The organism is Nonomuraea sp. B19D2, from assembly GCF_040137845.1.
Lineage (GTDB): Bacteria > Actinomycetota > Actinomycetes > Streptosporangiales > Streptosporangiaceae > Nonomuraea.
In genome coordinates this window covers 695392-720059 of record NZ_JBEFAK010000001.1, presented here as the reverse complement: position 1 = coordinate 720059, position 24668 = coordinate 695392, and the positions used below count along the sequence as shown (strand labels likewise).

Below are 24668 nucleotides of genomic sequence, written 5' to 3'. Positions count from 1 at the left end.
ACGAAGAACCCAAGTTTCCGGACCTCCCCGGCCGCCTTCCTTGGCGCCGATGGCGGCACCGGAGACAGTCGAGGCATGACAACGACAGGCACGCACACCACTCGCCGCTGGGGCCGGTTCGCCCTCCACTACGTCGAGATGATCATCGCCATGTTCGCCGGCATGTTCGCGCTCGGCATGCTCCAGTCCGCACTCGGGCTCGCCGTCTCTCATGACCAGCACCCCGACCTGGCGTACCTCGTCATGGCGGTCAACATGTCGGTCGGCATGGCCGTGTGGATGCGGATCCGCCGGCACGGCTGGGCCTCGACGCTGGAGATGTGCGCCGTGATGTTCGTCCCGGTCGTGCCGCTCTTCCCCCTGCTGTGGCTGGGCGTCATCGACGGCGGGGTGCTGATGGTGGTGACGCACGTGGCGATGTTCCCGCTCATGCTGGTGGCGATGCTGCGCCGCCTCGACGAGTACGCCGGCTGTCACTGAGCGCCTTCAGGGGTCGGCCTGGGCGCCGACCGGGCCTTGATCACGCCGAGCGTGGCGTGGCTCTCCCGGATCACGGAGATCAGCACGTACGCGACCAGCAGGAGCCCGAGGCAGAGGGCGTCGGCGGCCCACCAGGGGATCGCGGCGAGCAGCAGATAGCCCTCACTGTCACTCAGCCACCTGATCACCACCGTGACCACCATCACCACCGCGGTGACCAGCAGCCAGCTGCGCAATCGTGGCAGGTTGCCCTTGTTCCACAGCCGGATGCGCCAGCCCATGAACACGGCGAACACGCCGAGCAGGGCACAGAACCCGATCAGCCACCAGGGCAGGGCGAAGGCGGTCTGCTCGGCGATCTTCGCCTGGGCGGTGCGCAGCTCGGCCTCGGCCTTCTTCCGCGCCTCCTCGGCGGCCTGCTGCGCCTCCACGGCTGTCTCGAGCTGCCTCTTCAGCTGGGCCACGCTCTGGCGCGTCTCCTGGCGCGGGGGCGGTGTGGACGCCTCCGTCGGCAACATCCGCGCCACGACGGTCAACATGATCGCGACGAAGGACAGCGCCAGGACGATGGCCATGAACAGGTCGATGAAGCGCAAGTCAAGCGGCGGCGCGAACGACCTGGCGGCCTGCTTCCTCACGGCTCCCTCACCAGGGTGTACTTCTGCGGCCTGCTCTCGACCGCGCTCAGCCGCTCCACCGCGGTGCGCAGCGCGTCGATGCCCTTGACGAGTTCCTCCGTCCTGCCTCTGGACAGGGCAAGCTCCTGGGTGAGCCCGTTCATGGCCGGGGCCGCCTGCTTCCCGGGCAGGCGCGCGATATAAGTCAGGAACACCTCGTCGGCGGCCACCACGCCGGCCCGCTCCGCCCGCTCCACGAAGGCCATCGCGCCGAACGCGAGCACGCTCAGGAACAGCGCGATCAGGGTGACGCCGAACGCGGACGCCAGCTCGGGCAGCACGTGCTGCTTGAGCGCGGCGATCAGCACGCCGGGGTCGCCCTTGCTGTCCAGGGCGTTGGAGAACGAGCTGACCATCGCACCCATGGTCAGCGCGGTGCCGATGAACCCGAAGACCGGGAGCGCCCAGATGAGCGCGTGGTCCAGGTGATGCTTGTTGGCCATCTCGCTGTCGTCGAGCGCGGAGCGGGCACTCAGCACCGCCTCGCAGTCATTGCCGGCCTCGGCCGCCTCCCTGAACAGCTTGAGCCGCCGCGCCACCAGCGTGTCCTCGGCCGGGTTCACCGCCTGGACATTCGCCACGGCGCGCGCCGTCGCCACGCTCTCCCGCCGGATGTCCGGCACGGCCCTCGCGATGCGGAGAAAGGCCGTTAAGAACACCGCGATGATGAGCGCGACCACGAGCTCCGCAGCCGTCGGGGCCGTGCTCGCGCCCACGGCCTGCAGGAGGGATTCCACCAATCCGGCCGCCATGAGCAGCGCGGAGACCACCAGGCCCACCACGGGCGCGAACGCCGAGTGACGCCAGCCGTACCTTGACACCCTTCAACCTCATTCCGGCCCACAATTGTCAGAGGACCACCTAAGCACATACAAAGCACTCATTGATGGCAGAGAGGTGTCGAATGTGTACCGAGGGTGCCCCCGCAGACACGAAAACCGCCCCTTACCTGCGGCGTTTCCGCAGGTAAGGGGCGGTCTGAAGTGGTGGAGGTGGCGGGAATCGAACCCGCGTCCTTCAACCCCAAGTCAGGGCTTCTCCGGGCGCAGCCTGCTGTGCTTTTCTCAGCCCCGGCGATCACGCAGGCGAGTCGCCGACGGGCTCAGCCACTGTTTGATTTCCCGATCTCCCCCGTGGCCGGGTCGAACGGTTGAGCCTTCTAGCGATGCCAGACACCGGGCCGAAGGCACTCCCGGGCTGACAGTGGTTTCGCTACTTAGGCAGCGAGGCCCAGGGAGTCCTGGGCGACCACAGTGCGCTTGGAATTGGCACTTGTTGTTTGCGGTCACAGGATTAACGAGGTTATGTCCGCAGTCCTCGGCCCGCTTCACCTGGCTTGCAAAGTCGAAGTCGAAGCCAGTCACCCCCTGTGCAGTTGTCAACACACCCGTCGCCGGGTGAGCAACATGAATCTACAAGAGACAACACCCTCAACGCCAACTTAATTCCCATGGCGAAACCCCCGGGAGCGTGGCACAACAGCTCGCGCTCCCGGGGGCCGACCGGCAGGGTCGAGCCGGTCCGGACGGCAGGACTTCCCCCGAGATGAAGTCCTGTCTCATCACGGCGACTGGATCCGCAACCCCCCGAGCGGGCCCAGTCATTAGGTAAGACGCAGCCGAGGTCACGAATGGTTGCTCAGGGTGACGACAATTTCACGATGAGTTCCGAAGCGCGGAGAAGAAGCTGCCCGCCTCGGCCGCGGCGTCGTAGTTCTTCGCCAGCACGGCGACGGCCACGTCGCCCCGCCAGCCCACGAACCACGTGTACTGGCTGCCCACCGTGGCCTTGACGCCGTACACCCTGTCCTTGCCTCCCCGGGTGCTCATTCCGGCCGCACCTGCCCGCATCATCGCCGTCAGCGCCGTGCGGACCTCGGGGTCCAAGGGCACCGGGGCGGGCTGCTCAGGTTGTACGGCCTCCGCCGCGGGATCGGGCGACTTGGGATCGGTGACCAGCACCGGCGGGCGCCACGTACCCGAGGCGACCGCCGCGGCCACCAGCGCCATGCCGAGCGGGCTGACCTCGACGTTCTCGCCCGCGATGGCCCTGGCCTTGTCGGCGTCGCCGGGCAGTGCGGGCAGCGAGCCGCTGAACGACTTGAGCGGCAGCCGCCACGGCTGCCCCACGCCGAACGCCTTGGCGCTCGCCGTCAGCTCCGCGCCCGTGACGCGGCGGGCCAGCGAGGCCAGCGCCGTGACGCAGCCCTTGGCGAAGTTGTCCTGGAAGGTGGCCGACGTCGTCACCCCGGCGGGCTGCCCCGCCTGCACGAACTTGGCGCCGCCGACCGTACGCTCCTCCGGGCACGCCAGCCGCTGCTTGGGGCTGACCTTGTGCTTGATCAGCGCGTCCGCGGCCACGATCGAGAACGCCGTGCCCGCCGGGAACTTGCCGGCCAGCGCGTGCTTCTCCTGGTTCATGTCGCCCTTGGCCCCGACGGCGAGGATCTGGCCGGTGTCACGCTGCACCGCCACGATCGCGCTCGTCTCGGTGTCGGCCACCGCCTGCTCGGCGGCCGCCTGGACCTGCCGGTCGATCGTCGTCTTCACCTGGACGTTCTGCTGGCCCGGCCACTCCTTGAGCAGGGCGACCTGCTTGCCGGTCTTGAGGTCGAGGATGATCACCCTGGTCCTGGTGGAGCCGGTCAGGTAGTCCTGGTAGGCCTGCTGCAGACCGGTCCTGCCGATCGAGTCACCGGCCCGCTCGGGGCCGCCGAGCTGCAGCTCGGTCTCGGGGGTGAGGGCGCTGACGCTGCCGACGATCTGCCGGGGCGGCTCGGGGTTGACGGGCTGGTTCTGTTCCTTGACCTCGATTCCCGCGATGGTGTCAAGCTTGGGCTTCATGGTCTGGAAGCGGTTGCGCCCGAACGTGACCAGCGGCACGAACTTGTCGGGCGGAGCCGACCTGATGCGGCTCAGCAGCCGGTCCTGCGCGTAGCCGGTGTACTCGGACAGCTTCGCGGCGACCTCTTCCGCCTTGTCGCCGAGTCTGGCCGGGTAGACGCCCGCGCTGTAGAACACGGTGTTGCCCTGGAGCGGCTGGCCCGTGCGGTCGACTATCGCCTGGCGCGACTTGGGTTCGGTGTCGACCGCGAACCGCTGCCCCTCCTTGAGCTGCGGATGCAGCACCGAGGGTGACCAGCGCACCTTCCACGTGCCGTCCACGAGGTGAAGTGGGAGCATCCCGTCGTACTCCCAGAGCGGGTTGTTCTCCCCCAGGTCGACCTCGGCGTGGAAGTCGGCCTTGGCCTCGTCGTCCGTCATGCTGAGGCTCTTGATCTTGAAGCGGAACGAGGCTGCGTCGAGCTCCAGCTTGGCGTCGGACAGCGCCTTGCGCACCGTGGCGCGGTCGCCGTCGGCGCGGCCCGCGGCCAGGTCGTAGTCACCCGACTGCCAGCCCACGAGGAAGTCGCGCACCGCGTCGTGCGGCGAGGGCTCCTCGAAGCAGCCGGTCAGGGTGGTGCTCGCGACCGCCAGGGTGGCGGCCGCGGCAAGGATGCGGCGAGCGCGTCTCATCGGGTGAGGTGCCGCCGCTCTCATCGGTTGCGGTGCCGCAGCGCGCGGGCCATTTCCCGCTTTGCCTGCTGCTCCGCCAGCGACTGCCGCTTGTCCCAGTCTTTCTTGCCTCGGGCGAGGGCGATCTCGACCTTGGCCCTGCCGTCCTTGAAGTAGAGCGTCAGCGGCACGATCGTGAGGCCGCCCTCCTTCGTCTTGGCGGCGAGCTTGTCGATCTCTTTCCGGTGGAGCAGCAGCTTGCGCTTGCGCCGGGCGGCGTGGTTGGTCCACGTCCCCTGGGAGTATTCGGGGATGTGGACGTTGAGCAGCCACGCTTCGCCGCCGTCGATGCTGGCGTAGCCGTCGACGAGCGAGGCGCGGCCCTCACGCAGCGACTTCACCTCGGTGCCCTGGAGCACGAGACCCGCCTCGACCGTGTCCTCGAGGTGGTAGTCGTGCCTGGCACGCTTGTTTTGGGCGATGACCTTACGCCCGGTCTCACGTGGCATGTTTCGACTTTACCGGTGTTTCCACCTACACCCTGAGGTAGCGGCGGAGCGTCACGAACGAGGCCAGCACACAGATGACCACACCGATGATCATGGTAATGGTGATGGTCTCGGCCACGTCGTTCCAGCCGAGCTGCGCGGTCGCGTTGCCCAGGTAGCGCCCCAGCTCCTCGAAGAGGAAGACCTTGGTCACGATCAGGATGATCGCCGCGAACACACCACCGATGAGGCCGGCGATGACGCCTTCCATGACGAACGGGAGCTGGATGTAGAGATTGGACGCGCCGACCAGCCGCATGATGCCCGTCTCTCTACGCCGGTTGAACGCGGAGAGCCGTACCGTGTTGCCGATCAGCAGCGCCGCCGCCAGCACCAGGATGATCGCCACGGCGAGCGCGTAGAAAGAGAGCTTGTCGAGCAGCTCGAAGAAGGGCCCGATCAGCTGCGCGTGGTCCATCACCTGCGACACGCCCGGCTTGCCCTGCAGCGCCTGGACAACGGATGAATAGTTGTCCGGGTTTGTCACCTTGACGCGGAAGGACGTCGGCATGTCCTCCATCCTGGCGGCGGTCTGGAGGGCCTTGTTGGTCTCGTACATCTTCTGGAAGTTCTGGTACGCCATCGACTGGTCCTCGTAGATCACCTCCTTGACACCGGGGGTGCTCTTGATGGTCTGCTCAAGGGCCGTCGTCTGGGCCTTGGTGATCTCTTTGCCGTTACAGGCCGGGATGGCCGAGCCCTTGCTGCACAGGAAGACCGAGACCTCGACCTTGTCGTCCCAGTAGCCCTTCATCAAGCCGACCTGGGCGTTGATCATCAAGCCGACGCCCAGCATCGCCATGCCGACCGCCACGGTGAGGACCACCGCGACCGTCATGGTCAGGTTGCGACGGAGGCCGATCCAGACCTCGGAGAAGATGAAATTCGCCCGCATGATTCTGTCTGCAGCTCCCTGTCAGTACGCCTGGCCGTAAACGCCACGCGACTGGTCACGGACGATCTTGCCGTCCTCCAGCTCCACCACGCGTTTGCGCATGGAGTCGACGATGGCCGCGTCGTGCGTGGCCATGACGACCGTGGTGCCAGTCCTGTTGATGCGGTCGAGCACCTTCATGATGCCGATGCTCGTCGCGGGGTCGATGTTGCCCGTGGGCTCGTCGGCCAGCAGGATCATGGGCCGGTTGACGAAGGCGCGGGCCATGGCGACGCGCTGCTGCTCGCCGCCGGACAGCTCGTCGGGCATGCGGTGGGCCTTGCCTTCAAGGCCGACCAGCTCGATGACTTCGGGCACCACCTTGCGGATGAACCGCCGGGGCTTTCCGATGACCTCGAGGGCGAACGCCACGTTCTCGTAGACGTTCTTGTTCGGGAGCAGCCTGAAGTCCTGGAACACGCAGCCGATGCGGCGGCGCAGGTGCGGCACCTTGAAGTTGGACAGACGGCCCAGGTCCTTGCCGGCGACATGGATGGCGCCGGAGTTGGGTCGTTCCTCCTTCAGGATCAGCCGCAGGAACGTGGACTTGCCTGATCCCGAAGGACCGACGAGGAACACGAACTCACCCTTGTCCACGTCTACGGATACGTGGTCGAGGGCGGGCCGGTTCTGGTTCGCGTAGACCTTGGTGACATTATCGAAATGGATCACGAGAGCATCACGGCATGCCAGTCTAGGGGTCAGGACGGAAGCGAGGGTGGCACATGCCCACTTCCCGCCACCGGCCACTCGGGGTTACGTCGTCTTTACTGATGATCGACGTTTCGATTGGCCAGACGACAGTCTAGGGGGAAGACTGGGCTGGAAAGTCCATAACGGAAACAAAACGATTGTGCGGCTAGACTTGGGGCTGTCATGAGTTGTGAACATCTCGTATGCGCGCAGTGTGCCCACCCCGTGATCGAGGGACGCTGCCCCACGTGCCGCGCCAGCAGAGAGCGGATGCATCAGCACGGCTTCGCCGGGCTGTCACCCGCCCTCATCGCTCTACTCCTGGTCGTCCTGCTCTTCGTGACCCTGGCGGTCAAGCACCTGAGCGGGCTCTAGGACGCCTGGGCGCTCTCCGACTCCTGGCGGCGCATCCAGCGGATCTCCGACTCGATGAACCCGTCGAGGTCGCCGTCGAGCACCGCCGAGGGGTTGCCCGCCTCCGTGCCCGTACGCAGGTCCTTCACGATCTGGTATGGGTGCAGCACGTAGTTGCGGATCTGCGTGCCCCAGGACGTCGTGGTCGCGCCACGCAGCTCCGACATCTTCTCCGCCTCCTCCTGCCGCTTGCGCTCCAGCAGCTTGGCCTGCAGGACGTTCATGGCGGTGGCGCGGTTTTGCAGCTGGGAGCGCTCGTTCTGGCAGGAGACGACGATGCCGCTCGGGATGTGCGTGATGCGCACCGCCGAGTCGGTCGTGTTGACGCCCTGGCCGCCGGGGCCGCTCGAACGGTAGACGTCGACGCGGATCTCGTCCTCGTTGATGTCGATGTGGTCGGTCTGCTCGACGACCGGCACGACGTCGACCCCGGCGAACGAGGTCTGCCTGCGGCCCTGGTTGTCGAACGGGCTGATGCGGACCAGCCGGTGGGTGCCGTGCTCGCCGCGGAGCGTGCCGTACGCGTAGGGCGCCTTGATCGTGAACGTGGCCGACTTGATGCCGGCCTCCTCCGCGTAGGAGGTGTCGTAGACCTCGGTGGCGTAGCCCTTGCGCTCGGCCCACCGCAGATACATGCGCAGCAGCATCTCGGCCCAGTCGGCGGCGTCGACCCCGCCCGCCTGGGAGTTGATCGTGACGAGCGCCTCGCGGGAGTCGTATTCGCCCGAGAGCAGGGTGCGCACCTCCATGGCCCCGATGTCGGACTTGAGCGCCTCGAGCTCCTTGTCGGCCTCGCTGCGCGTGTCGTCGTCGCCTTCCTCGGCCGCCAGCTCGTACAGGACCGTCAGGTCGTCCAGGCGGCGCGAGACGCCCTCGACACGGTTGAGCTCGCCCTGGAGGTGGGAGAGCTTGCTCGTGACCTTCTGCGCCTGGTCAGGGTCGTCCCACAGATCGGGGGCGGCAACCTGCTGCTCCAGCTCCTCGATCTGCTTGCGCTTCGCGTCGAGGTCGAGCACGTCCTGGATGCTGCGGAGCGTGCCCGCGAGCTCGTTGATCTCTTCTGCCGGATCGATGCCTGCCACGTCTCCCTAGCCTACTTCCCCCGGAGAGCAACGCCCCCCATCCCCACCGAGGACATCCCATACCCTTTCACGCCGCGAAAGGGGGTGTGGAAGGCTCCGGCTTCCTGCGCGCCCGAATAACATGGCGTGGTGCGTGCATACGGGCGGCGGAAGGTGCTGGCGCTCGCCGCCGGCGTCCTGGCCGCGGCGACCGCCTGCACCAGCAATGCCTCGCCACAGCCGTCCAAGGCGGCCGCCACCCCCTCCGCCTCCCCTTCGCCCTCCGCCCCCGCACCGGCCGTCACGCAGGCCGAGGCCGCCCAGGTGTTCTCCGAGATCACGGTCACCGACGACGCGCTGCGGGTGAAGAGCGACCTCCAGGGGCGCCTGGCGATGGCCGTGGACCTCACGACGGGCGGCCAGACGCCGCTCACCGTGGCCGCATACCTGTCCTCCGCCTACGCGCCGCCCCACTACAAGTGGGGGGCGCCGACGCTGTTCGTGCCGAGGATCGCGCCGGACGAGACCGCGCCGCTCTGGTTCAGCGCGCTGGCGACGCGCGACGGCAGCCCGACGCTGCTGACGTTCGCCAAGTCCGACCGGTGGCGGCTCAGCTCCGCGGCCGAGCTCCTGCCGGGGCAGGAGGTGCCGGAGATCCAGCGGGACGCCGACGGCTACGCGACCGCGCTGGCGCCCGACGACAAGTCGGTCACGATCAGCCCGCAGTTCATGGGGCCCGTGCACGCCAGCGTGGCCGAGACGGGGTCCGCGGGGGTCACGGCGGGGCTCGTGGCGGCGGGGCCGTACACGACGGACGTGGCCGAGCAGATCGCCAGCCTCCGCGAGACGGCGAAGAACGACGGGTTCAGTTATGACTCGATCTTCAGCGCCGACAACTATCCGGTCTACGCGCTGCGCACCGAGGACGGCGGGGCGTTGATCCAGTACTCGCTGTCCCGCACGACGTCGACGACGACGAAGACGGCCGAGGACGACTACATCCCGGTACCGGAGTCCGCGCAGTGGGCGATCACCACGCCGGTGCTGCGCCGCACGCTCAAGCTGATCGAGACGCACCAGTACGCCACCGTCGTCCCCTCGCTGAAGGCCCCTGCCCCCGCCGCCGTCATCGCCCACGACGGCGCGCTCACTCGCGCCTCGGGCCAATAACCCCCGCCACCGCCTCTCCCCCGTTCCGCGCAGAACCTCGGGCTCACTTGTCCGCGCGTTAAGCAACTCGGGTTGACTAACCCTCATTTAGTCAACTACGGTTGCTTATATGCCGGCTGATGAGATTCCCGTTGCCAAGGATCCCGCCGACGCGCTGGCGGCCGCGGCGGCGTTGCGGCGCCTGGCCGACCAGATCGAGGACGCCGCCGTCGAGCAGGCCATGCGCGCGGGCTGGAGCTGGCCCGCGGTCGCCGAGGCGCTCGGCGTCACGCGCCAGGCGGTCCACAAGAAGCACTCCAAGCGGCTGATCGCGGCCGGCGTCACGCTGAGGAGACGACAATGAGCGCAATCGACCACTACATCAACGCGATCATGAAGCAGGGCGCGGCCGAGGCCTGGGAGGACGGCTCCGCGGACACCGAGGCACATCACCTGCTGCTGGCATTGGCCTCCCATGAGGGGACGGCCGCTCATGCGGTGCTGAGCTCCGTGGGCCTTGACCGCCAGGCCATCAGGACCGCACTGGACCGGGAGTTCGAGCACAGCCTGAGCATGGCCGGGGTGTCCCTGGCCGCCTACGACCTCCCGAAGCCCAGCCGGGACCCCGAGCGCCGTCCCGGTGTCGGAGCCTCGGCCCGGCTCGCGCTCGAGCGCGGCTACGCCACCGCCACGGGCAAGAAGGACCTGCGCCCTGCGCACCTGCTGCTCGGGGTCCTGAACACCGGCATCGGCACCGTGCCGCGCGCGCTCGCCCTGGCGGGTGTCGACCGGGGCGACCTGATGGCGCGCGCCCAGCGGACGCTGGCGACCGAGCGCTGGTAGCCCGGCCACTCACTTTCCCTTTCCCGCTTCCGGCCCTTGACGGCACGTCTCGGGCCGCGATGCGTCATGCCCTCACGACCAGAGGAGAACGCAATGACGACGAGCGAGACCATCGTGCTCGACGTCGACGGGCTGCGCATGCGCTACGGCTCGGTGGACGTCCTGCACGATGTAACGTTCCAAGCCCGCCACGGCGAGGTGCTGGCCCTGTTAGGGCCGAACGGAGCCGGCAAGACCACCACGATCGAGATCCTGGAGGGCTTCAGGATGCGGTCGCGGGGCCGGGTCGAGGTGCTCGGCGCCGATCCCGCACACGGCGACGAGCGATGGCGGGCCCGGCTGGGCGTCGTGCTGCAGTCGTGGCGCGACCACGGCAAATGGCGGGTGCGCGAGCTGCTGACCCACCTCGGCACGTACTACGCGGGCTATGCCACCGACCGGATCCGGCGGCCGTGGGACGCCGACGAGCTGATCGGGGCGGTCGGCCTGACCGGGCACGCGAACAAGAAGATCAAGACGTTGTCCGGCGGGCAGCGGCGCAGGCTGGACGTGGCGATCGGCCTCGTGGGCCGACCCGAGCTGCTGTTCCTCGACGAGCCGACCGCGGCGTTCGACCCGCAGGCCCGGCACGATTTCCACGACCTCGTCCGCGGCCTGGTCGACACCCGGGAGATCAGCGTCCTGCTCACCACCCACGACCTGGACGAAGCGGAGAAGCTGGCCGACCGCATCCTCATCCTGAACGGCGGACGGATCGTCGCCGACGGCACCGCCCGCGAGCTGGCCCGGCGCATCGCCGGCGAGGACGAGGTGCGCTGGGTGCGCGACGGGCAGCGCCACAAGCACAAGACCACCGACTCGACGGGGTTCGCCCGCGGCCTGTTCGACCGGTACGGCGACCAGATCCGCGAACTCGAGGTCCACCGGGCCTCGCTGGAGCAGACGTACCTGGCCCTGGTCCGCCAGGCCGAATCGACCGTGGAAGGTGCCCGATGAACCCGGCCACGACGGCACTGCGCGCGGGCTGGTCCCGCGGGCTGATCGAGCTGCGACAGTCCTTCACCAACGGCCCGGAGCTGTTCTCCCACTTCCTCTGGCCCGTGCTGCTGCTGGTCGCGATGTTCTTCCTGCGGGACATGTCGTTCGAATCCAGCGGCCTGCTGCTGGGCACCCTGGCCCTGCCGGGCATCCTCGGCATGAACGCCGGCATGGGCCTGGTCAGCATGAGCCAGCAGCTCACCGCCGACCGCGAGGACGGCACCCTGCTGCGGGCCAAGGCGACCCCGCACGGGATGCCCGCCTACCTCATCGGCAAGGTCGTCTCGGTCGCCGGCGGGCTGCTCGCCGACCTGGCGATCTTCCTGGTCCCCGGCATGCTCATCGTCGAGGGCCTGCGGATCGGCCCGGGCTCCTGGCCGACGCTGGCCTGGGTGCTGGCCCTGGGCCTGGTGGCCACGCTGCCCATCGGCGCGGTCCTGGGCTCGGTGCTCGGCAGCGCCCGCGCTCAAGGGCTGATCCAGCTGCCCGTCCTCGCCGTGATCGGGATCTCCGGCATCTTCTACCCCATCACGGCGCTGCCCGATTGGCTCCAGTGGATCGCCCAGATCTTCCCGATCTACTGGATGGGGCTCGGCATGCGCTCGGCTCTGCTGCCGGACGCGGCGGCCGGCGTCGAGATCGGCGAGTCCTGGCGGCACCTGGAGACCGCCGGCGTGCTGGGCGCCTGGGCGGTGCTCGGCCTGCTGGTGGCGCCGATGGTGCTGCGTGGGATGGCGCGCGGTGAGTCCGGGTCGGCCGTGGCCGCGCGCCGCGAGCGCGCCCTGCAGCGGGTCGGGTGACGACGTGACCGTCACGACATTGCGCGGCCGCTCGCTGGCGCCCGACCTGGCCCGCGGCTTCATGCTGCTGGCGATCGCGCTGGCACACGCGCCGGTGTTCGTCTCCGGCTCTCCCTGCGTCCTCGACGGCGTCGCCGCGTTCCTCGATCACCTGCTCGCCCACAACCAGGCCCGGCCCCTGTTCGTGTTCCTGTTCGGCTACGCGCTGGGCCAGCTCGCGCACCGTCACCAGGCGCGGGGCGGCGACTGGGTCTCGCTCAGGAAGCTGTTGCGGCGCAGGAGCCTGTGGCTGATCGTCATCGGCTTCGTGCACGGGGTGCTCGTGCCGCTGGACATCGTCGCGGTGTACGGGCTGACGCTGCTGGTGCTCGCCCCTCTGGTGCGGGCCCGCGACTCGGTGCTGTGCTGGACGGCCGCCCTGGCCCTCCTCCCGGCGGTGCTCGTGACCTCCGGGCCGATCCTGCTGGCCCTCGCCGGCGCCGTGGACATCGCGGGGGCCGGGATCATGCCGGCCGACCTCGGCTCCCACCTGCTGTCCGGCCTCCAGACGTGGCCGTTCAAGACGGCCCTGGGCACGATCGACATCGTGCCGGGCATGCTGCTGGGCATCTGGGCCGCCCGCCGCCGCGTCCTGGACGAGCCCGAGCGGCACCGGACCCTGCTGCGCCGCGTCGCCGGGATCTGCCTCGGCATCGCGCTCGTCGGCAGGCTCCCTGGAGCCCTGCTGATGGCCGGCGCGTGGACGCCCCCCGCGCCTTGGGCCGCCGTCCTCGCGCACACCCTCACCGGCTACGCCGGCGGGATCGGCCTGGCAGCCCTCATCGGCCTGGTCGCGACGCGGGCCGAACGCGTACGTGGCACCACCGGCGCCGGACACGGGCCGTTCACCACCGCCCTGGCCGCGCTCGGCCAGCGGTCGCTGACGTTCTACCTGTTCCAGTCGGTGGTCTTCCTCCTGCTGTTTTATCCGTTCACCCTGGACCTGGGCGACGACCTGGGCTTCGCCGCCGCGCTCGGGATCGCGGTCGCAATCTGGGCGATCTCGGTCCTGCTGGCGGACTGGATGCGCCGCGTCGGTCACCGCGGCCCGTTGGAGGTGCTGCTGCGGCGGTTGACCTACCGCCGGTCCGGCCGCCGCAGCAGCGCGGCACCCTAGGAATCCGTGTGCGGCAGGTTGCTGGCCGCCACCAGCGTGCGGATGGCACGGAGGGCGACCGACAGGGTGGCGAGGTCGAAGTGGTCGCTCTCCCAGATCTCCGACAGCGTCTGGCGAGCCCGGGAGACGGCCGCCGAGTTGGCCTCCGACCACCTGGCCAGGCGCTCCTCCGGCGACAGCCCCGGCGTGCTGTGGGCCAGCACGTCGCGGGTCAGCGAGGCGTGCGCGGCGTAGAGGTCGTCGCGCAGGGCGGAGCGGGCCATCGAGTTCCACCGGTTGTCCCGGGGCAGCGCGATGATGCGCTCCCTGAGACGCGCCAGCTGGAGCCGGTCCGCCAGGTCGAAGTAGACCTCCGCCACCTCGTTGACCGGGCGGCCCGTCACCGACGCGACCTCGATCAGGTCCAGCATCGAGTACGCCGGCACCATCGCGGCCACCCGCTCGGCCAGCTCCTGCGGCACGCCCCTGGCCACGAACGAGTCACGGCGCTCCTCGTAGGCCGCCAGGTCGGGCCCCGTCAGCAGCTTGGGGATGTGGGACAGCAGGCCGTTGACGCCCTTCACGAAGAAGTTGACGGACCCGGACAGGTCCAGCGGCGGGCGGCGGTTGACCAGGAGCCAGCGGGTGCCGCGCTCGGCGAGCTTGCGGGCCTCCAGCAGCATGGCGATCTGTACTTCTGTGCCGATCTTGTTGTCCTGGGACTCCACGGCCCGGTAGAAGCTGGCCAGGTCGAACACCTCGCGCGCCACGAGGTAGGCACGCACGATGTCCGGCGTCGAGGCCCCGGTCTCCTCGCCGAAGCGGTACATGAACGTGGTGCCCATGGAGTTGACCAGCTCGTTCACCACGCGGGTGGTGATGATCTCCCGCCGCAGCGGGTGGTTGTCCATGTACGCCCTGAAGCGCTCGCGCAGCGCCGAGGGGAAGTACGACACCAGCCACGAAGCCAGGTACGGGTCGTCGGGCAGGTCGGAGCCCAGCAGCTCGGCGTCGGCCACCAGCTTGGTGTAGGCCAGCAGCACGGAGAACTCCGGCGCGGTCAGGCCCAGCCTGGCCTGGCGGCGCTCGGCCAGCACCTTGTCCGAGGGCAGGAACTCCAGCTCCCGGTTGACCAGCCCGTCCCGTTCCAGCCGCCGCAGGTAGCGGGAGTGGATGTGGAGCATCTCCACGGCCTGGGCACGGGCCGCGGCGAGGACCACGTTCTGTGCGTAGTTGTCACGCAGCACCAGGTCGGCGACCTCGTCGGTCATCGAGGTGAAGACCTGGTTGCGCTGCTTGTCGGTGAGCTCGCCGTCGCGGACGACCTGGTCGAGCAGGATCTTGATGTTCACCTCGTGGTCGGAGGTGTCCACGCCGGCCGAGTTGTCGATGAAGTCGGTGTTGACCAGCCCGCCGTTCAGGGCGAACTCGATCCGGGCGAGCTGCGTGAACCCCAGGTTGCCGCCCTCGCCGATGACCTTGCAGCGCAGGTCTCCCGCGTTGACGCGCAGCGCGTCGTTGGCCTTGTCGCCGACGTCCGCGTGGGACTCGGCGGCGGCCTTGACGTACGTGCCGATGCCGCCGTTCCACAGCAGGTCGACGGGGGCCCGCAGGATGGCGCTGATCAGGTCGTTCGGCGCCATCGACTTGACGCCCGCGGGGATGCCGAGCGCCTCGTGCATCTGCGGCGTGAGGTGGATGGACTTGGCCGTGCGCGGGAAGACGCCGCCGCCTGCCGAGATCAGGTTGGCGTCGTAGTCCTCCCAGGAGCTGCGCGGCATCTCGAAGAGCCGCCGGCGCTCCTCGAACGAGCGGGCCGCGTCGGGCGAGGGGTCGATGAAGATGTGCCGGTGGTCGAACGCGGCCACCAGCCGGATGTGGCTGGACAGCAGCATGCCGTTGCCGAACACGTCGCCGGACATGTCGCCGATGCCGGCCACCGTGAAGTCGGTGGCCTGCACGTCCACGCCCATGGTCCTGAAGTGGTACTTGACCGACTCCCACGCGCCGCGGGCGGTGATGCCCATGGCCTTGTGGTCGTAGCCGATCGAGCCGCCGGAGGCGAACGCGTCACCCAGCCAGAAGCCGTACTCCTTGGCCACGCCGTTGGCGATGTCGGAGAAGGTCGCGGTGCCCTTGTCGGCGGCGACCACGAGGTAGGTGTCGTCGCCGTCGTGCCTGACCACGTCGGGCGGCGGCACGACCTTGCCGTCCTCGAGGTTGTCGGTCACGTCCAGGAGCCCCGAGATGAACGTCCGGTAGCAGGCCACGCCCTCGGCGAGCATGTCCTCCCGCGATCCGGACACAGGCGGCTGCTTTACGACAAATCCACCTTTAGACCCAGTGGGCACGATGACGGTATTTTTCACCATCTGCGCCTTTACCAGGCCGAGAATCTCCGTACGGAAGTCCTCCATCCGGTCGGACCACCGCAGGCCGCCCCGCGCCACCTTCCCGAAGCGCAGGTGCACGCCCTCGACCCGCGGCGAGTACACGAAGATCTCATACTTGGGCCGGGGCAGCGGCAGCACGCTGATCGCCTGCGGATCGAACTTCAAGGAGATGTACGGCTTGCGCCTGCCGTCCACGGTCTGGAAGTAGTTGGTGCGCAGGGTCGCCAGGATCATCTCGAGGTACGCCCGCAGGATCCGGTCCTCATCCAGCGAGGCCACCTCGTCGAGCGCTCCCAGGATCTCCTCGTGGAGCGCTTCGGCGAGATCGACCCGCACGTCCTCGGGCCGCCGCGGATCGAGCCTGGCCTCGAAGAGGCGTACGAGCAGCCGCGCCAGCCGCACGTTCCCGGCCAGCACCCGCTCCATGTAGGGCTGCGAGAACGTGCTCCCGGCCTGCCGCAGGTATTTGGCGTAGACGCGCAGGATCTCGACCTGCTCCCAGGTCAGCCCGGCGCTCAGGATGAGCGAGTTGAGGTCGTCGGCCTGGACCCGCCCCTTCCACAGGGCGGTGAGCCCGTCCTGGAAGAGCCGCTTGAAGTCGTTCTTGTCGACCTCGTCGGACGGCGTGTAGCGCAGGCCGAAGTCGTAGATCCAGGCGTTCTTGGTGTTGGGATCGTTGTCGCGGTCGATCTCGTACGGCCGCTCGTCCACGACCTCCACGCCGAGCCGCTGGATCAGCGGCAGCGCCTGGGACAGCGAGATGGGCGAGCCGACCTTGTAGATCTTGAGCCGCCGCTCCCCCTCGTTCGCGTCGTACGGCTCGTAGAGGTTGATGCCCACTTCCTCGCCGTCGCCCGCGGCGACGATCTCCTCCAGGCGGCGCAGGTCCACGACGGCCACCTTGGGCGGGAAGTCCGCTTTATACCCTTCGGGGAACGCGGACGCGTACCGCCGGATGAGCGCGGGCGCCTCCTCCTCCGAGGTCATCTCGCCCAGCGCCGCGGCCAGGTCGTCCTCCCAGGAGCGGGTGAGCGCCGCCAGGCGCGCCTCCAGCTCCTCCACGTCCACGCTCGGCGGCGGGAGCTGCTTGCCGCGCTCGCCCCGCACGACCACGTGCAGCCGGGCCAGCACCGACTCGCCGATCATCGCGCTGTAGTCGAGCGACTTGCCGCCCAGGGCCTGCAGCAGCACCTCCTGCATCTTCAGCCGCACCTTGGTGGTGTAGCGGTCGCGCGGCAGGTAGATCAGGCAGGAGATGTAGCGGCCGTAGTCGTCGCGCCGCAGGAACAGCTTCACCTGCTTGCGCTCGCGCAGCCGCAGCACGCCGAGCGCGATCGGCAGCAGCTCGTCGATCGAGGTCTGGAACAGCTCGTCGCGGGGGAACGTCTCGAGGATCTCGATCAGGTCCTTGCCGTCGTGGCTGTCGGGCGCCAGCCCGGCCCGCTCCAGCACGTCGGCCAGCTTCCGCCTGAGCACGGGGATCCTGGAGATGGACTCGTTGTAGGCCACGTGCGTGAACAGGCCGAGGAAGCGCCGCTCCCCGATCACCTCACCCTCGGGCGAGAACAGCTTGACCCCGATGTAGTCGAGATAGGTCGCCCGGTGGACGGTGGCCCTGGAGTTGGCCTTGGTGATGATCAGGAGCTGCTTCTCCCGCGCCTTGGCGCGCAACTCGGCGGGCAGCGCGGAGAAGCTCTCGGAGCCCACCTTGTCGCCGCGCAGGATGCCCAGCGCCGCCCCCGGCAGCGCCCGCAGCGTCTCGCCCTCGTCGGTGTGCTCCAGCCGGTACTCGCGGTAGCCCAGGAAGGTGAAGTGCCCGTCGGCGAGCCAGCGCAGCAGGTCGAGGCTGTCCTCGACCTCCGCGGGCTCCAGCGGCGGCGGGCTCATGCTCAGGTCTTCCGCGGTCTGCACGGCCAGCGCCCGCATCTTCCTGAAGTCCTCGACCGCGTGGCGCACGTCGTTGAGCACCCGCTGCAGGTCGGCCTCGATCCGCCTGAGCGCCTCGGGGTCGGACTGCCGGTCGATCTCGATGTGCATCCACGACTCGACCAGTATCTGGCCGGTCACGTCCTCCTGGCCGCGGCCGAGCATGCGGCCCGTCATGTCGCGGCGCACCCGCATCTGCGGGTGGACGACCAGATGGATGCCCAGGTCGTGCCGGTCGAGCTCGATCGTCACCGAGTCCACCAGGAACGGCATGTCGTCGGTGACCACCTCGACGACGGAGTGCCCCGGGTCCCAGCCGTTCTCCTCCAGCGTGGGCGTGTAGGCACGGACGACCGCCCTGCCCTGGGGGCGGACCTCGGCCAGTTGCCGCTGCGACATCGCAGGGCCGTACACGTCAACGGGGTTGCGGTCGAGCAGGTCCTCGGGCGCGACATGCCGGTAGTAGACCCGGAGGAAGGACAGTGCCTCCTCGGGACTCACATGTTCGCTGCTGACCGCGCAACTCTCCGCGGCTCGCTGGAGCAGCTCATCCTTGGCCTCGTCGAGGGGCATTTCGGTCTCACTCCTTTGTGAGGGTTTGCCATAGCTATTCATAGCCAGGCCCTTAGTTCCCACAACAGCGGGAAATAGTGCAAACGCGTTCTACCGCGCAGATAGGGGGCGCCGGTCGAGCCTCCTGTGCCCGACTTGGTGCCGATCTGGCGTTCGACCATCTGGACGTGACGCATCCGCCACTGCGCAGCGTTCTCGTCATGCGTCAGCAGATCTTCGGCCAGTTGCCACAGGTCGTCGTAAGACCTGCGGTCCCTCGCCACGGCCAGCAGCGAGTCCATGATCTCGTCGTCGGAGACCGGCAGGCCACGCTGGGAAAGGGCGGTGAGGTAAGCATCCCACAGCGTGGGCTCCTCCAGCCTGCGGCGCAGCCGCGCGAGCTCCGTGTCGCTGGCGTGCCTGAAGGTGCCGAGATAGCGCTCGTCCTTCAGCCCCGACAGGAACTCCAGCTCCCGGAACTGCACCGACTGGAAGCCGCTGGCCGGCTCCAGCTTCGCCCGGAACTCGAGGAAGTCCTGAGGCGTCATCGTCTCCAAGACCTCCACCTGCCCGATCAGCACCTTCTCTACCGAGTGCACCCGCTGGAACAGGTGCCTGGCCTGCCAGAGCTCGCCCTCGAACATGGCCTCGCGGGCGTTCTCCAGCTCGTGGAGCAGCAGCTTGAACCACAGCTCATAGACCTGGTGGATGGTGATGAAGAGCAGCTCGTCGGGGGCCTCCGACTGAGGCTGCTGCTGTGCGAGAAGTGCGGGCAGGCGAAGATAGCCGCCGTACGACAGCCGGCCGCCTTCCTCGCCGAACCGCCGATGCGGGGGAACGGGCGCATCGCCGTCGATGCCCACCGAACACCTCCCCCTGTCGCCCGGTCATGCTTCACCGGGCGAGAAGCCTTGCCGTACCGATACCACCCAAAAATGGCACAGACGTCAACGTGACATCGACATGGGGGGGTCGTCGTCGGAGGCTGAGGGAGCGTTCTTGAGCTCGTCGAGCTCTTCTGGAAGCTCGGCAAGCTCAATCAACTCCGCCTGACATCTCTCGCACGTGTCGAGGTGGCGCTCGAACGCCTCGTGCTCCTCCTGATCAAGGACGCCGAGGACATAGGCAGCCACCCCGTCATGCATCAGCCGGCTACCCCCTTGTCCCGCAACAGCTCACGGAGAGCCCGGATCCCGTAGTAGAGCCGGGACTTCACCGTGCCCGGCGGGATCCCCAGAATCTCTGCCGCTTCATTAATCGTACGGTCTCTGAGGTAGGTCTGCTCTATGACTTCGCGGTGTTCTGCAGAGAGGCTGCGAAGCGCGTCGGCGACGACGATCGCCGAGAGAGCCCGCTCCGAGCCGTCGGGCACCGCCATCATGTCGACTTCGGGCGGCTCGACCTCGTGAGGCCGGACGCTTTTCCGTCGACGTCCATCGATAACGATTCGGCGAGCTACGGTGAGTAGCCACGCCCATATGAGGCTTGGTTCCCATTGCAGTCTTGCCGAGTTTCGCCAGGCTCTGACGAGCGTCTCCTGCACGACGTCTTCGGCCCATTGAAGGTCGTTACCTGTCGATTTGCGTACGTGGCGCAGCAGAGGGCCGCCGAACTCCTGGTAAAGCACCGCGATGCGGTGCTCCGCCTCGGCATCCGCACTCTCGAACCTGCCGTCGAGGTGACCTAGCACGGGGCACATCTTTACACCTTCGTTATCAGTCCGGTAGCCACTCCGATAACTCCGGTCATTTCTAACTATCTCCGGCCATGAGTGAACCAGGCCTGGGAAGCCCGCGTACCTCCGACCATGCACAGGCTTTTGCGCGGCGAGCTCTTCATGCTCGGTGGCTTTGTCGTCGCAGCCGCGGTGACGATCGTGCTGGTCATGCCTCCCTCGATCGATCCCGCGGCCGCGACATGGACGCAGACGTCCTCAGGACCGCTCACGGCCGCCGACCGCGACCTGCTCATCAAGGTGCGCCAGGCCGGCCTCTGGGAGATGCCCGCGGGCCAGTACGCCGAGACCCGCGCCGAGTCCCAACGCGTGAAGGAGGTCGGCAAGCTGATCATGCAGGAACACATGAAGCTGGACCTGATGACCCGGCAGACGGCCAAGAAGCTCGGCGTGGCACTGCCCGACGAGCCCAACCCCGAGCAGCAGAGCTGGCTGGCCCAGCTGGCCTCGGAGAGCGGCCCCGCCTTCGACAAGGACTACACGAATCTGTTGCGTGCCGCGCACGGCAAGGTCTTCACCGTCGTGGCGAGCGTACGGTCCGGGACGCGCAACTCGGAGATCAGGAAGTTGGCCCAGGAAGGCATCAACTTCGTCATGCGCCACATGGCGTACCTGGAGTCCACCGGCCTGGTCGACCACACCCAGTTGCCCGAACCGCCGATGCCCTCACCCGCTCCACCCGTCGCGATGGCGGTCGAAAAGAGGAGACACACATGAGGAGATCCAGACGCATGGCCGCGGCCATGTCCGCCTTGGCCGTGGCGGCAGGCGGACTGGTGTCCGCGGCCGTCATCGGCGTCGGCCCCGCACGCGCCGACCACTGCGACCCGGCCCAGGCCAACCAGACGCCGCAGGCAACCCAGACGCCGCAGCGGCAGCGGAACCGCAACCAGGACCAGAACCAGAATCAGGACCCCAACCAGGACCAGAACCAGGACCCCAACCAGCAACAGGACCCGAACCAGCAACAGGATCAAGATCAGCAGGGTCAGAACCAGGACCAGCAACAGCAGGACCCGAACCAAGGTCAGCAGCAGGACCAGCAGAACGGCGATCAGCAGAACGCCGACCAGCAGGACCAGGCGCCCCAGGGCAGCGGCGCCGCGGTGCTGGACCCGGCTCAGGACCCCGGGGTGGACGAGACGGCCGCGCCCGACCAGGGCCAGGCTCCCGACCCGGAGGAGACCGCCTCGACGTTCTCCCGCCGCGGACGCCCGACCAGGACCGCCACGCCGGTGCCGAGCCAGACCCAGGAAAACCCGGACGGAACCGCTTCCCCCACCGCCTCGCCCACGGCGTCCGACGGCGACCACAACGAGTGCGCCGACCTCGGTCCGTTCGTCGAGGACTTCGTCGACATCCGCCAGGTGGCGCCGCGTCAGCTTGACGCCCGCATCGGCAGGAACGGCTCGCGTGGCTCCTTCGTCTCCCAGTGCGGGACGAACCGCAACGGCCACAACAACCCGGACAACTTCATCGTCGCCCCCGGCGTCAGCAACGGCGCCCACCACCTCCACGACTACGTGGGCAACCTGTCAACGGACGGCTTCTCCACGGACGAGAGCCTGGCCGCCGCGGGCACCACGTGCCGGCTGGGCGACAAATCCACCTACTTCTGGCCAGTCCTCAGAGACCGCAAGGTGGACGTCAACACCGAGGACCCGGACGGCAACGTCGGCCAGGTGCTGCGTGCCCGCTCCGTGACGCTCCAGTTCCGCGGCAACGCCACCTCCAGGGTCGTCGCGATGCCGAGGTTCCTCAGGCTGATCACCGGTGACGCCAAGGCGGCCACCAACGGCGGCGCCAACGCCAGGGCCGCCTGGACCTGCACGGGATTCCAAAATCGCATAAGTCCCGACAAATATCCGCTTTGCCCGCGCGGCAGCCAGGTCGTTCGTATCCTGGATTTCCCTAGCTGCTGGGACGGCCAGAACACCGACAGCGCCAATCACAGAACGCACGTGGTCTTCCCCGGTCAGGGCGGCGCCTGCCCACAGGGCACCAGGGCGATTCCGGCACTGCGCATGACCCTCACGTACTCCGTGCCGCAGGGCCCGTCCTTCGCCGTGGACGCCTTCCCTGAACAGAAGCACAACCCGGTCACCGACCACGCGGACTTCGCGAACGTGATGCCCGATCGGCTGATGCAGTTCGTCGTCTCATGCATCAACCGGGGGCGCCGTTGCTGATCTGAAAGCCCTCACGGGCGCCCAGCCTTCCGAGTCGCACCCTCACCCGACCTTGGAGGGAACATAGATGCTCCACAGACGACACCCCCGGCACGCCCCCACCAAGCTGGACTCCAGGAACGTCCGGCTGGGGGCGAGCGCCTCGATCACGGCCATCCTGTTGTCGGCGTTCCTGCTGACCAGGACGGAACGCGGCGTCGCGCTGCTCGGCCGAGGGGTCAGCTTCCTCGAGTTCTACGCGGGCGTGTTCGCCCTGGTGCTGCTGACCACGACAGTGGCGCTCGGTCTGCTCACGACCGAACGTGTCTTCCTGTCGCCGGCCAACCGGGTCAGGGCGCAGCTCGCGCACAAGGCCACCGCGCTCATCGGACTGGCCTACCTGGTCACGCACATCACACTCATGATCAGTCTCGGGCACGTGCCGCTGGGGGCGGCGGTCGTGCCCGTGGCCGGGATCTACGTGGGGCTCGGTACGCTGGCCTTCGATCTCATGATCTTGGCTGTGGCCACGGGAATGCTGAGGGGGCGCTTCGCGGTGCGGAGCAGGCCGTGGATGTGGCGGATGTTGCACTCCGCCGCGTACATCGCCTGGCCGGTCGCGATCATGCATGGACTCACGGCCGGCCGCCCGCCGGCCGGTTGGGTGGCCTGGTCCTACGTGGCCTGCCTCGCGGCGGTCGGCTCCGCGCTGGTCGTACGCGTGCTGGCCACGGTACGCCGGCCGCCGATCGTACCTGAGAGGGTCGAAGGGCCCGCGGTGAGCTCGGCCGTCACCGCGAACGTGCCCATGGCGCGGCCGCAGAAGACAGCGGCGCCGGTGGCGGCCGCTCAGGCGGCCGCCAGGGTCAACGCGCCGGTGAGCCTCGCCGACGCCCGGCGCAGGTACCGGGAGGCCGGATGATCCCGCCCGAGATCTGCCCGGCACGCACATCAGGATGCCGGATGACCCCCGCAACCCCACAGGAGCAATCGTGATTCCGGCCCGAGTGCCGCGGGTGTTACGCATGGGACCGGCCCGGCTGACCGCCGGGCTCGACCACACCCGGCGGCTGGATCTTCCCGCACACCGCACGCTCCACGGCGCTCCCGAGCCGCGCGAGCTGGGCGAGCTCATCTCGCAGGCCAACGAGGTGGACATGCGCGGCCGCGGCGGCGCGGCGTTCCCGTTCGCGCGCAAGCTGCGGGCCGTCGCCGACTCGGCCGGCTCGGGCGAGAGCGTCGTGCTGGTCAACGGCGCCGAGGGCGAGCCCGCCAGCTCCAAGGACGCCATGCTGCTCACCCGCAACCCGCACCTGGTGCTGGACGGCGCGGTGCTGGCGGCCGAGGCGCTGGGCGCCCGCGAGGTGGTCGTCGCCACGGCCGGGGGCGAGGTGGCCGAGGCGTCCGTCGCCGCCGCCGTGGCCGAGCGCAGAGCCGCGAACGTGTCGGGCGGTGCGGAGAGCCGCGTCCCGATCCGGGTGGTCGGGATCAAGGAGAGGTTCATCTCCGGCGAGGGCGGCGCGCTCGTCAACGCCGTCAACGGCCAGGAGGGCATTCCGCCCGGCCGCAAGCGGCGGGCCGCGATCAGCGGCGTGGACGGCCTGCCGACCCTACTGTCCAACACGGAGACGTACGCGCAGTTCGCGCTGCTCGCCGAGCTCGGCCCGGAGAGGTACGCCGAGGTCGGCACGAGCAAGGAGCCCGGCACCATCCTCCTCACCGTCAGCGGCGGCGCGGCCAGCGGCGCGGTCATCGAGGCGCCGACCGGCACCTACCTGGCCGACGTGCTCGCGCTGACCGAGGCCGAGGTCGGCGACGGGGTGCTCATCGGCGGCTACCACGGCGCGTGGCTGTCGGCGGAGGCGGCCCAGACGGCCGTGATCTCGCGCGAGGGCATGAAGCAGGCCGGCGCCACCCTGGGCGCCGGGATCATCGTCCCGCTCGGCGAATCCACGTGTTCCCTGGGCGAGGCCGCCAGGGTCGCCTCCTATCTGGCGGCCGAGTCGGCGGGCCAGTGCGGCCCGTGCCGGCTCGGCCTGCCGGACATCGCCAGGGCCATGTGCGCGCTGGCCGAGGGCACCGGCTCGGTGGATGCCGTACGGCGCTGCGTACGCGGCGTGGAGCGGCGCGGAGCCTGCTTCCACCCGGACGGCACCGCCAAGTTCGTGCTGTCGGCGCTGGACGCGTTCGAGAGCGAGATCGCGCTCCACCTGGAGCACGGCTCGTGCGGCCGGCCGGTGCGCGGCGTGCTGCCCATGCCCGAGCGCGAGGCGGACGTCGAGTACCGGCTGGAGGTCGACTGGTCCCGCTGCCAGGGGCACGGCCTGTGCGCGCATCTGCTGCCGGAGTTCGTGGACCTGGACGACTACGGGTTCCCGTCGTTCAGGAACGTCCCCGGGTGGATGGCCAAGGAGGCGCGGCGTACCGTCGAAATGTGCCCGGCGCTGGCGCTGCGGCTCGTTCAGACCACCGGGGACGGGCCGAAGCCGGTCGGGTCGCCGCTGCGGTTGGTCAAGGACGGAGTGCTCAAGAAGGCCTGGGCGAGCGCGCCCCGGCTCACGCGGGTGGGCGCCGTACCCACCCGGAACGCGTTTGGCGGGACGGCCGGGTGAGGCCCGAAGTGATGAA

At 68.7% G+C, this 24668-nt stretch carries 22 protein-coding genes and 1 other RNA gene; 11 read left to right on the top strand and 12 right to left on the bottom strand.

Features of this window, described 5'->3' with window-relative positions:
• Positions 1 to 75: 75 nt before the first annotated feature.
• Positions 76 to 480, top strand: coding sequence for a hypothetical protein (locus tag ABN273_RS03505; protein WP_349447125.1), 405 nt, complete (start codon positions 76 to 78; stop codon positions 478 to 480).
• Here the strand turns inward: ABN273_RS03505 and ABN273_RS03500 are convergent.
• From ABN273_RS03500 to prfB, 8 genes are all read right to left on the bottom strand, one after another.
• On the bottom strand, positions 474 to 1118 hold the full coding sequence (locus ABN273_RS03500) for a hypothetical protein (RefSeq protein WP_349447124.1): 645 nt from the start codon (positions 1116 to 1118) through the stop codon (positions 474 to 476). The two genes, ABN273_RS03505 and ABN273_RS03500, sit on opposite strands and share 7 nt — an antisense overlap.
• Positions 1115 to 1978 (bottom strand): hypothetical protein, encoded by an 864-nt coding sequence (locus ABN273_RS03495; RefSeq protein ID WP_349447123.1) that lies wholly within the window; start codon positions 1976 to 1978, stop codon positions 1115 to 1117. The genes ABN273_RS03500 and ABN273_RS03495 overlap by 4 nt, the downstream gene beginning before the upstream one ends.
• A gap of 163 nt (positions 1979 to 2141) precedes the next feature.
• Positions 2142 to 2525: a transfer-messenger RNA gene (gene ssrA, locus ABN273_RS03490) on the bottom strand.
• 287 nt (positions 2526 to 2812) lie between these two features.
• Positions 2813 to 4672 (bottom strand): penicillin-binding transpeptidase domain-containing protein, encoded by a 1860-nt coding sequence (locus ABN273_RS03485; protein WP_349447122.1) that lies wholly within the window; start codon positions 4670 to 4672, stop codon positions 2813 to 2815.
• A gap of 20 nt (positions 4673 to 4692) precedes the next feature.
• Entirely contained in the window at positions 4693 to 5160 is a 468-nt protein-coding gene (gene smpB / locus ABN273_RS03480) for an SsrA-binding protein SmpB (protein WP_349447121.1), read from the bottom strand.
• Positions 5161 to 5185: 25 nt separating this feature from the next.
• A complete protein-coding gene (gene ftsX, locus ABN273_RS03475) occupies positions 5186 to 6094 on the bottom strand; it encodes a permease-like cell division protein FtsX (RefSeq protein ID WP_349447120.1) in 909 nt (302 codons plus the stop codon).
• A 21-nt stretch (positions 6095 to 6115) separates the two neighbouring features.
• Positions 6116 to 6805: a cell division ATP-binding protein FtsE gene (gene ftsE, locus ABN273_RS03470; protein WP_349447119.1), complete on the bottom strand. Its 690-nt coding sequence runs from the start codon at positions 6803 to 6805 to the stop codon at positions 6116 to 6118.
• A 392-nt stretch (positions 6806 to 7197) separates the two neighbouring features.
• Entirely contained in the window at positions 7198 to 8322 is a 1125-nt protein-coding gene (gene prfB, locus ABN273_RS03465) for a peptide chain release factor 2 (RefSeq protein ID WP_349447118.1), read from the bottom strand.
• Between the two features lie 129 nt (positions 8323 to 8451).
• Between prfB and ABN273_RS03460 the strand changes: the two genes are divergently transcribed.
• From ABN273_RS03460 to ABN273_RS03435, 6 genes are all read left to right on the top strand, one after another.
• On the top strand, positions 8452 to 9471 hold the full coding sequence (locus tag ABN273_RS03460; RefSeq protein WP_349447117.1) for a DUF8094 domain-containing protein: 1020 nt from the start codon (positions 8452 to 8454) through the stop codon (positions 9469 to 9471).
• A gap of 109 nt (positions 9472 to 9580) precedes the next feature.
• Positions 9581 to 9814 carry a hypothetical protein gene (locus tag ABN273_RS03455; RefSeq protein ID WP_349447116.1) on the top strand — a complete coding sequence of 78 codons (234 nt, stop codon included), beginning with the start codon at positions 9581 to 9583 and terminating at the stop codon, positions 9812 to 9814.
• The gene (locus tag ABN273_RS03450) at positions 9811 to 10293 is read left to right on the top strand and encodes a Clp protease N-terminal domain-containing protein (RefSeq protein WP_349447115.1); all 483 of its coding nucleotides are present in this window, start codon (positions 9811 to 9813) and stop codon (positions 10291 to 10293) included. Before ABN273_RS03455 ends, ABN273_RS03450 begins: the two co-directional genes overlap by 4 nt.
• Positions 10294 to 10386: 93 nt before the next feature.
• Entirely contained in the window at positions 10387 to 11289 is a 903-nt protein-coding gene (locus tag ABN273_RS03445) for an ABC transporter ATP-binding protein (RefSeq protein WP_349447114.1), read from the top strand.
• Positions 11286 to 12131: an ABC transporter permease gene (locus tag ABN273_RS03440; RefSeq protein WP_349447113.1), complete on the top strand. Its 846-nt coding sequence runs from the start codon at positions 11286 to 11288 to the stop codon at positions 12129 to 12131. The genes ABN273_RS03445 and ABN273_RS03440 overlap by 4 nt, the downstream gene beginning before the upstream one ends.
• A gap of 4 nt (positions 12132 to 12135) precedes the next feature.
• The gene (locus ABN273_RS03435; protein WP_349447112.1) at positions 12136 to 13287 is read left to right on the top strand and encodes a DUF418 domain-containing protein; all 1152 of its coding nucleotides are present in this window, start codon (positions 12136 to 12138) and stop codon (positions 13285 to 13287) included.
• On the opposite strand, the gene ABN273_RS03430 is transcribed toward ABN273_RS03435, so the two are convergent.
• The 4 genes from ABN273_RS03430 to ABN273_RS03415 all read right to left on the bottom strand — a co-directional run bounded on the left by ABN273_RS03430 (position 13284) and on the right by ABN273_RS03415 (position 19836).
• Positions 13284 to 18158: an NAD-glutamate dehydrogenase gene (locus tag ABN273_RS03430; RefSeq protein WP_349447111.1), complete on the bottom strand. Its 4875-nt coding sequence runs from the start codon at positions 18156 to 18158 to the stop codon at positions 13284 to 13286. The genes ABN273_RS03435 and ABN273_RS03430 overlap by 4 nt on opposite strands.
• Positions 18159 to 18196: 38 nt before the next feature.
• Positions 18197 to 19000 (bottom strand): tryptophan 2,3-dioxygenase, encoded by an 804-nt coding sequence (locus ABN273_RS03425; RefSeq protein ID WP_349447110.1) that lies wholly within the window; start codon positions 18998 to 19000, stop codon positions 18197 to 18199.
• Between the two features lie 84 nt (positions 19001 to 19084).
• The gene (locus ABN273_RS03420) at positions 19085 to 19282 is read right to left on the bottom strand and encodes a zf-HC2 domain-containing protein (protein WP_349447109.1); all 198 of its coding nucleotides are present in this window, start codon (positions 19280 to 19282) and stop codon (positions 19085 to 19087) included.
• Positions 19282 to 19836 carry a sigma-70 family RNA polymerase sigma factor gene (locus ABN273_RS03415; protein ID WP_349447108.1) on the bottom strand — a complete coding sequence of 185 codons (555 nt, stop codon included), beginning with the start codon at positions 19834 to 19836 and terminating at the stop codon, positions 19282 to 19284. Before ABN273_RS03415 ends, ABN273_RS03420 begins: the two co-directional genes overlap by 1 nt.
• Before the next feature lie 108 nt (positions 19837 to 19944).
• On the opposite strand from ABN273_RS03415, the gene ABN273_RS03410 reads away from it, so the two are divergent.
• From ABN273_RS03410 to ABN273_RS03395, 4 genes are all read left to right on the top strand, one after another.
• On the top strand, positions 19945 to 20589 hold the full coding sequence (locus tag ABN273_RS03410; RefSeq protein ID WP_349447107.1) for a DUF4142 domain-containing protein: 645 nt from the start codon (positions 19945 to 19947) through the stop codon (positions 20587 to 20589).
• Positions 20586 to 22061 (top strand): DUF1996 domain-containing protein, encoded by a 1476-nt coding sequence (locus ABN273_RS03405; RefSeq protein WP_349447106.1) that lies wholly within the window; start codon positions 20586 to 20588, stop codon positions 22059 to 22061. Before ABN273_RS03410 ends, ABN273_RS03405 begins: the two co-directional genes overlap by 4 nt.
• Positions 22062 to 22128: 67 nt before the next feature.
• Positions 22129 to 22962, top strand: coding sequence for a hypothetical protein (locus ABN273_RS03400; protein WP_349447105.1), 834 nt, complete (start codon positions 22129 to 22131; stop codon positions 22960 to 22962).
• Between the two features lie 70 nt (positions 22963 to 23032).
• Positions 23033 to 24652, top strand: a complete 1620-nt coding sequence (locus tag ABN273_RS03395; protein ID WP_349447104.1) for an NADH-ubiquinone oxidoreductase-F iron-sulfur binding region domain-containing protein — start codon at positions 23033 to 23035, stop codon at positions 24650 to 24652.
• Positions 24653 to 24668: the final 16 nt, after the last annotated feature.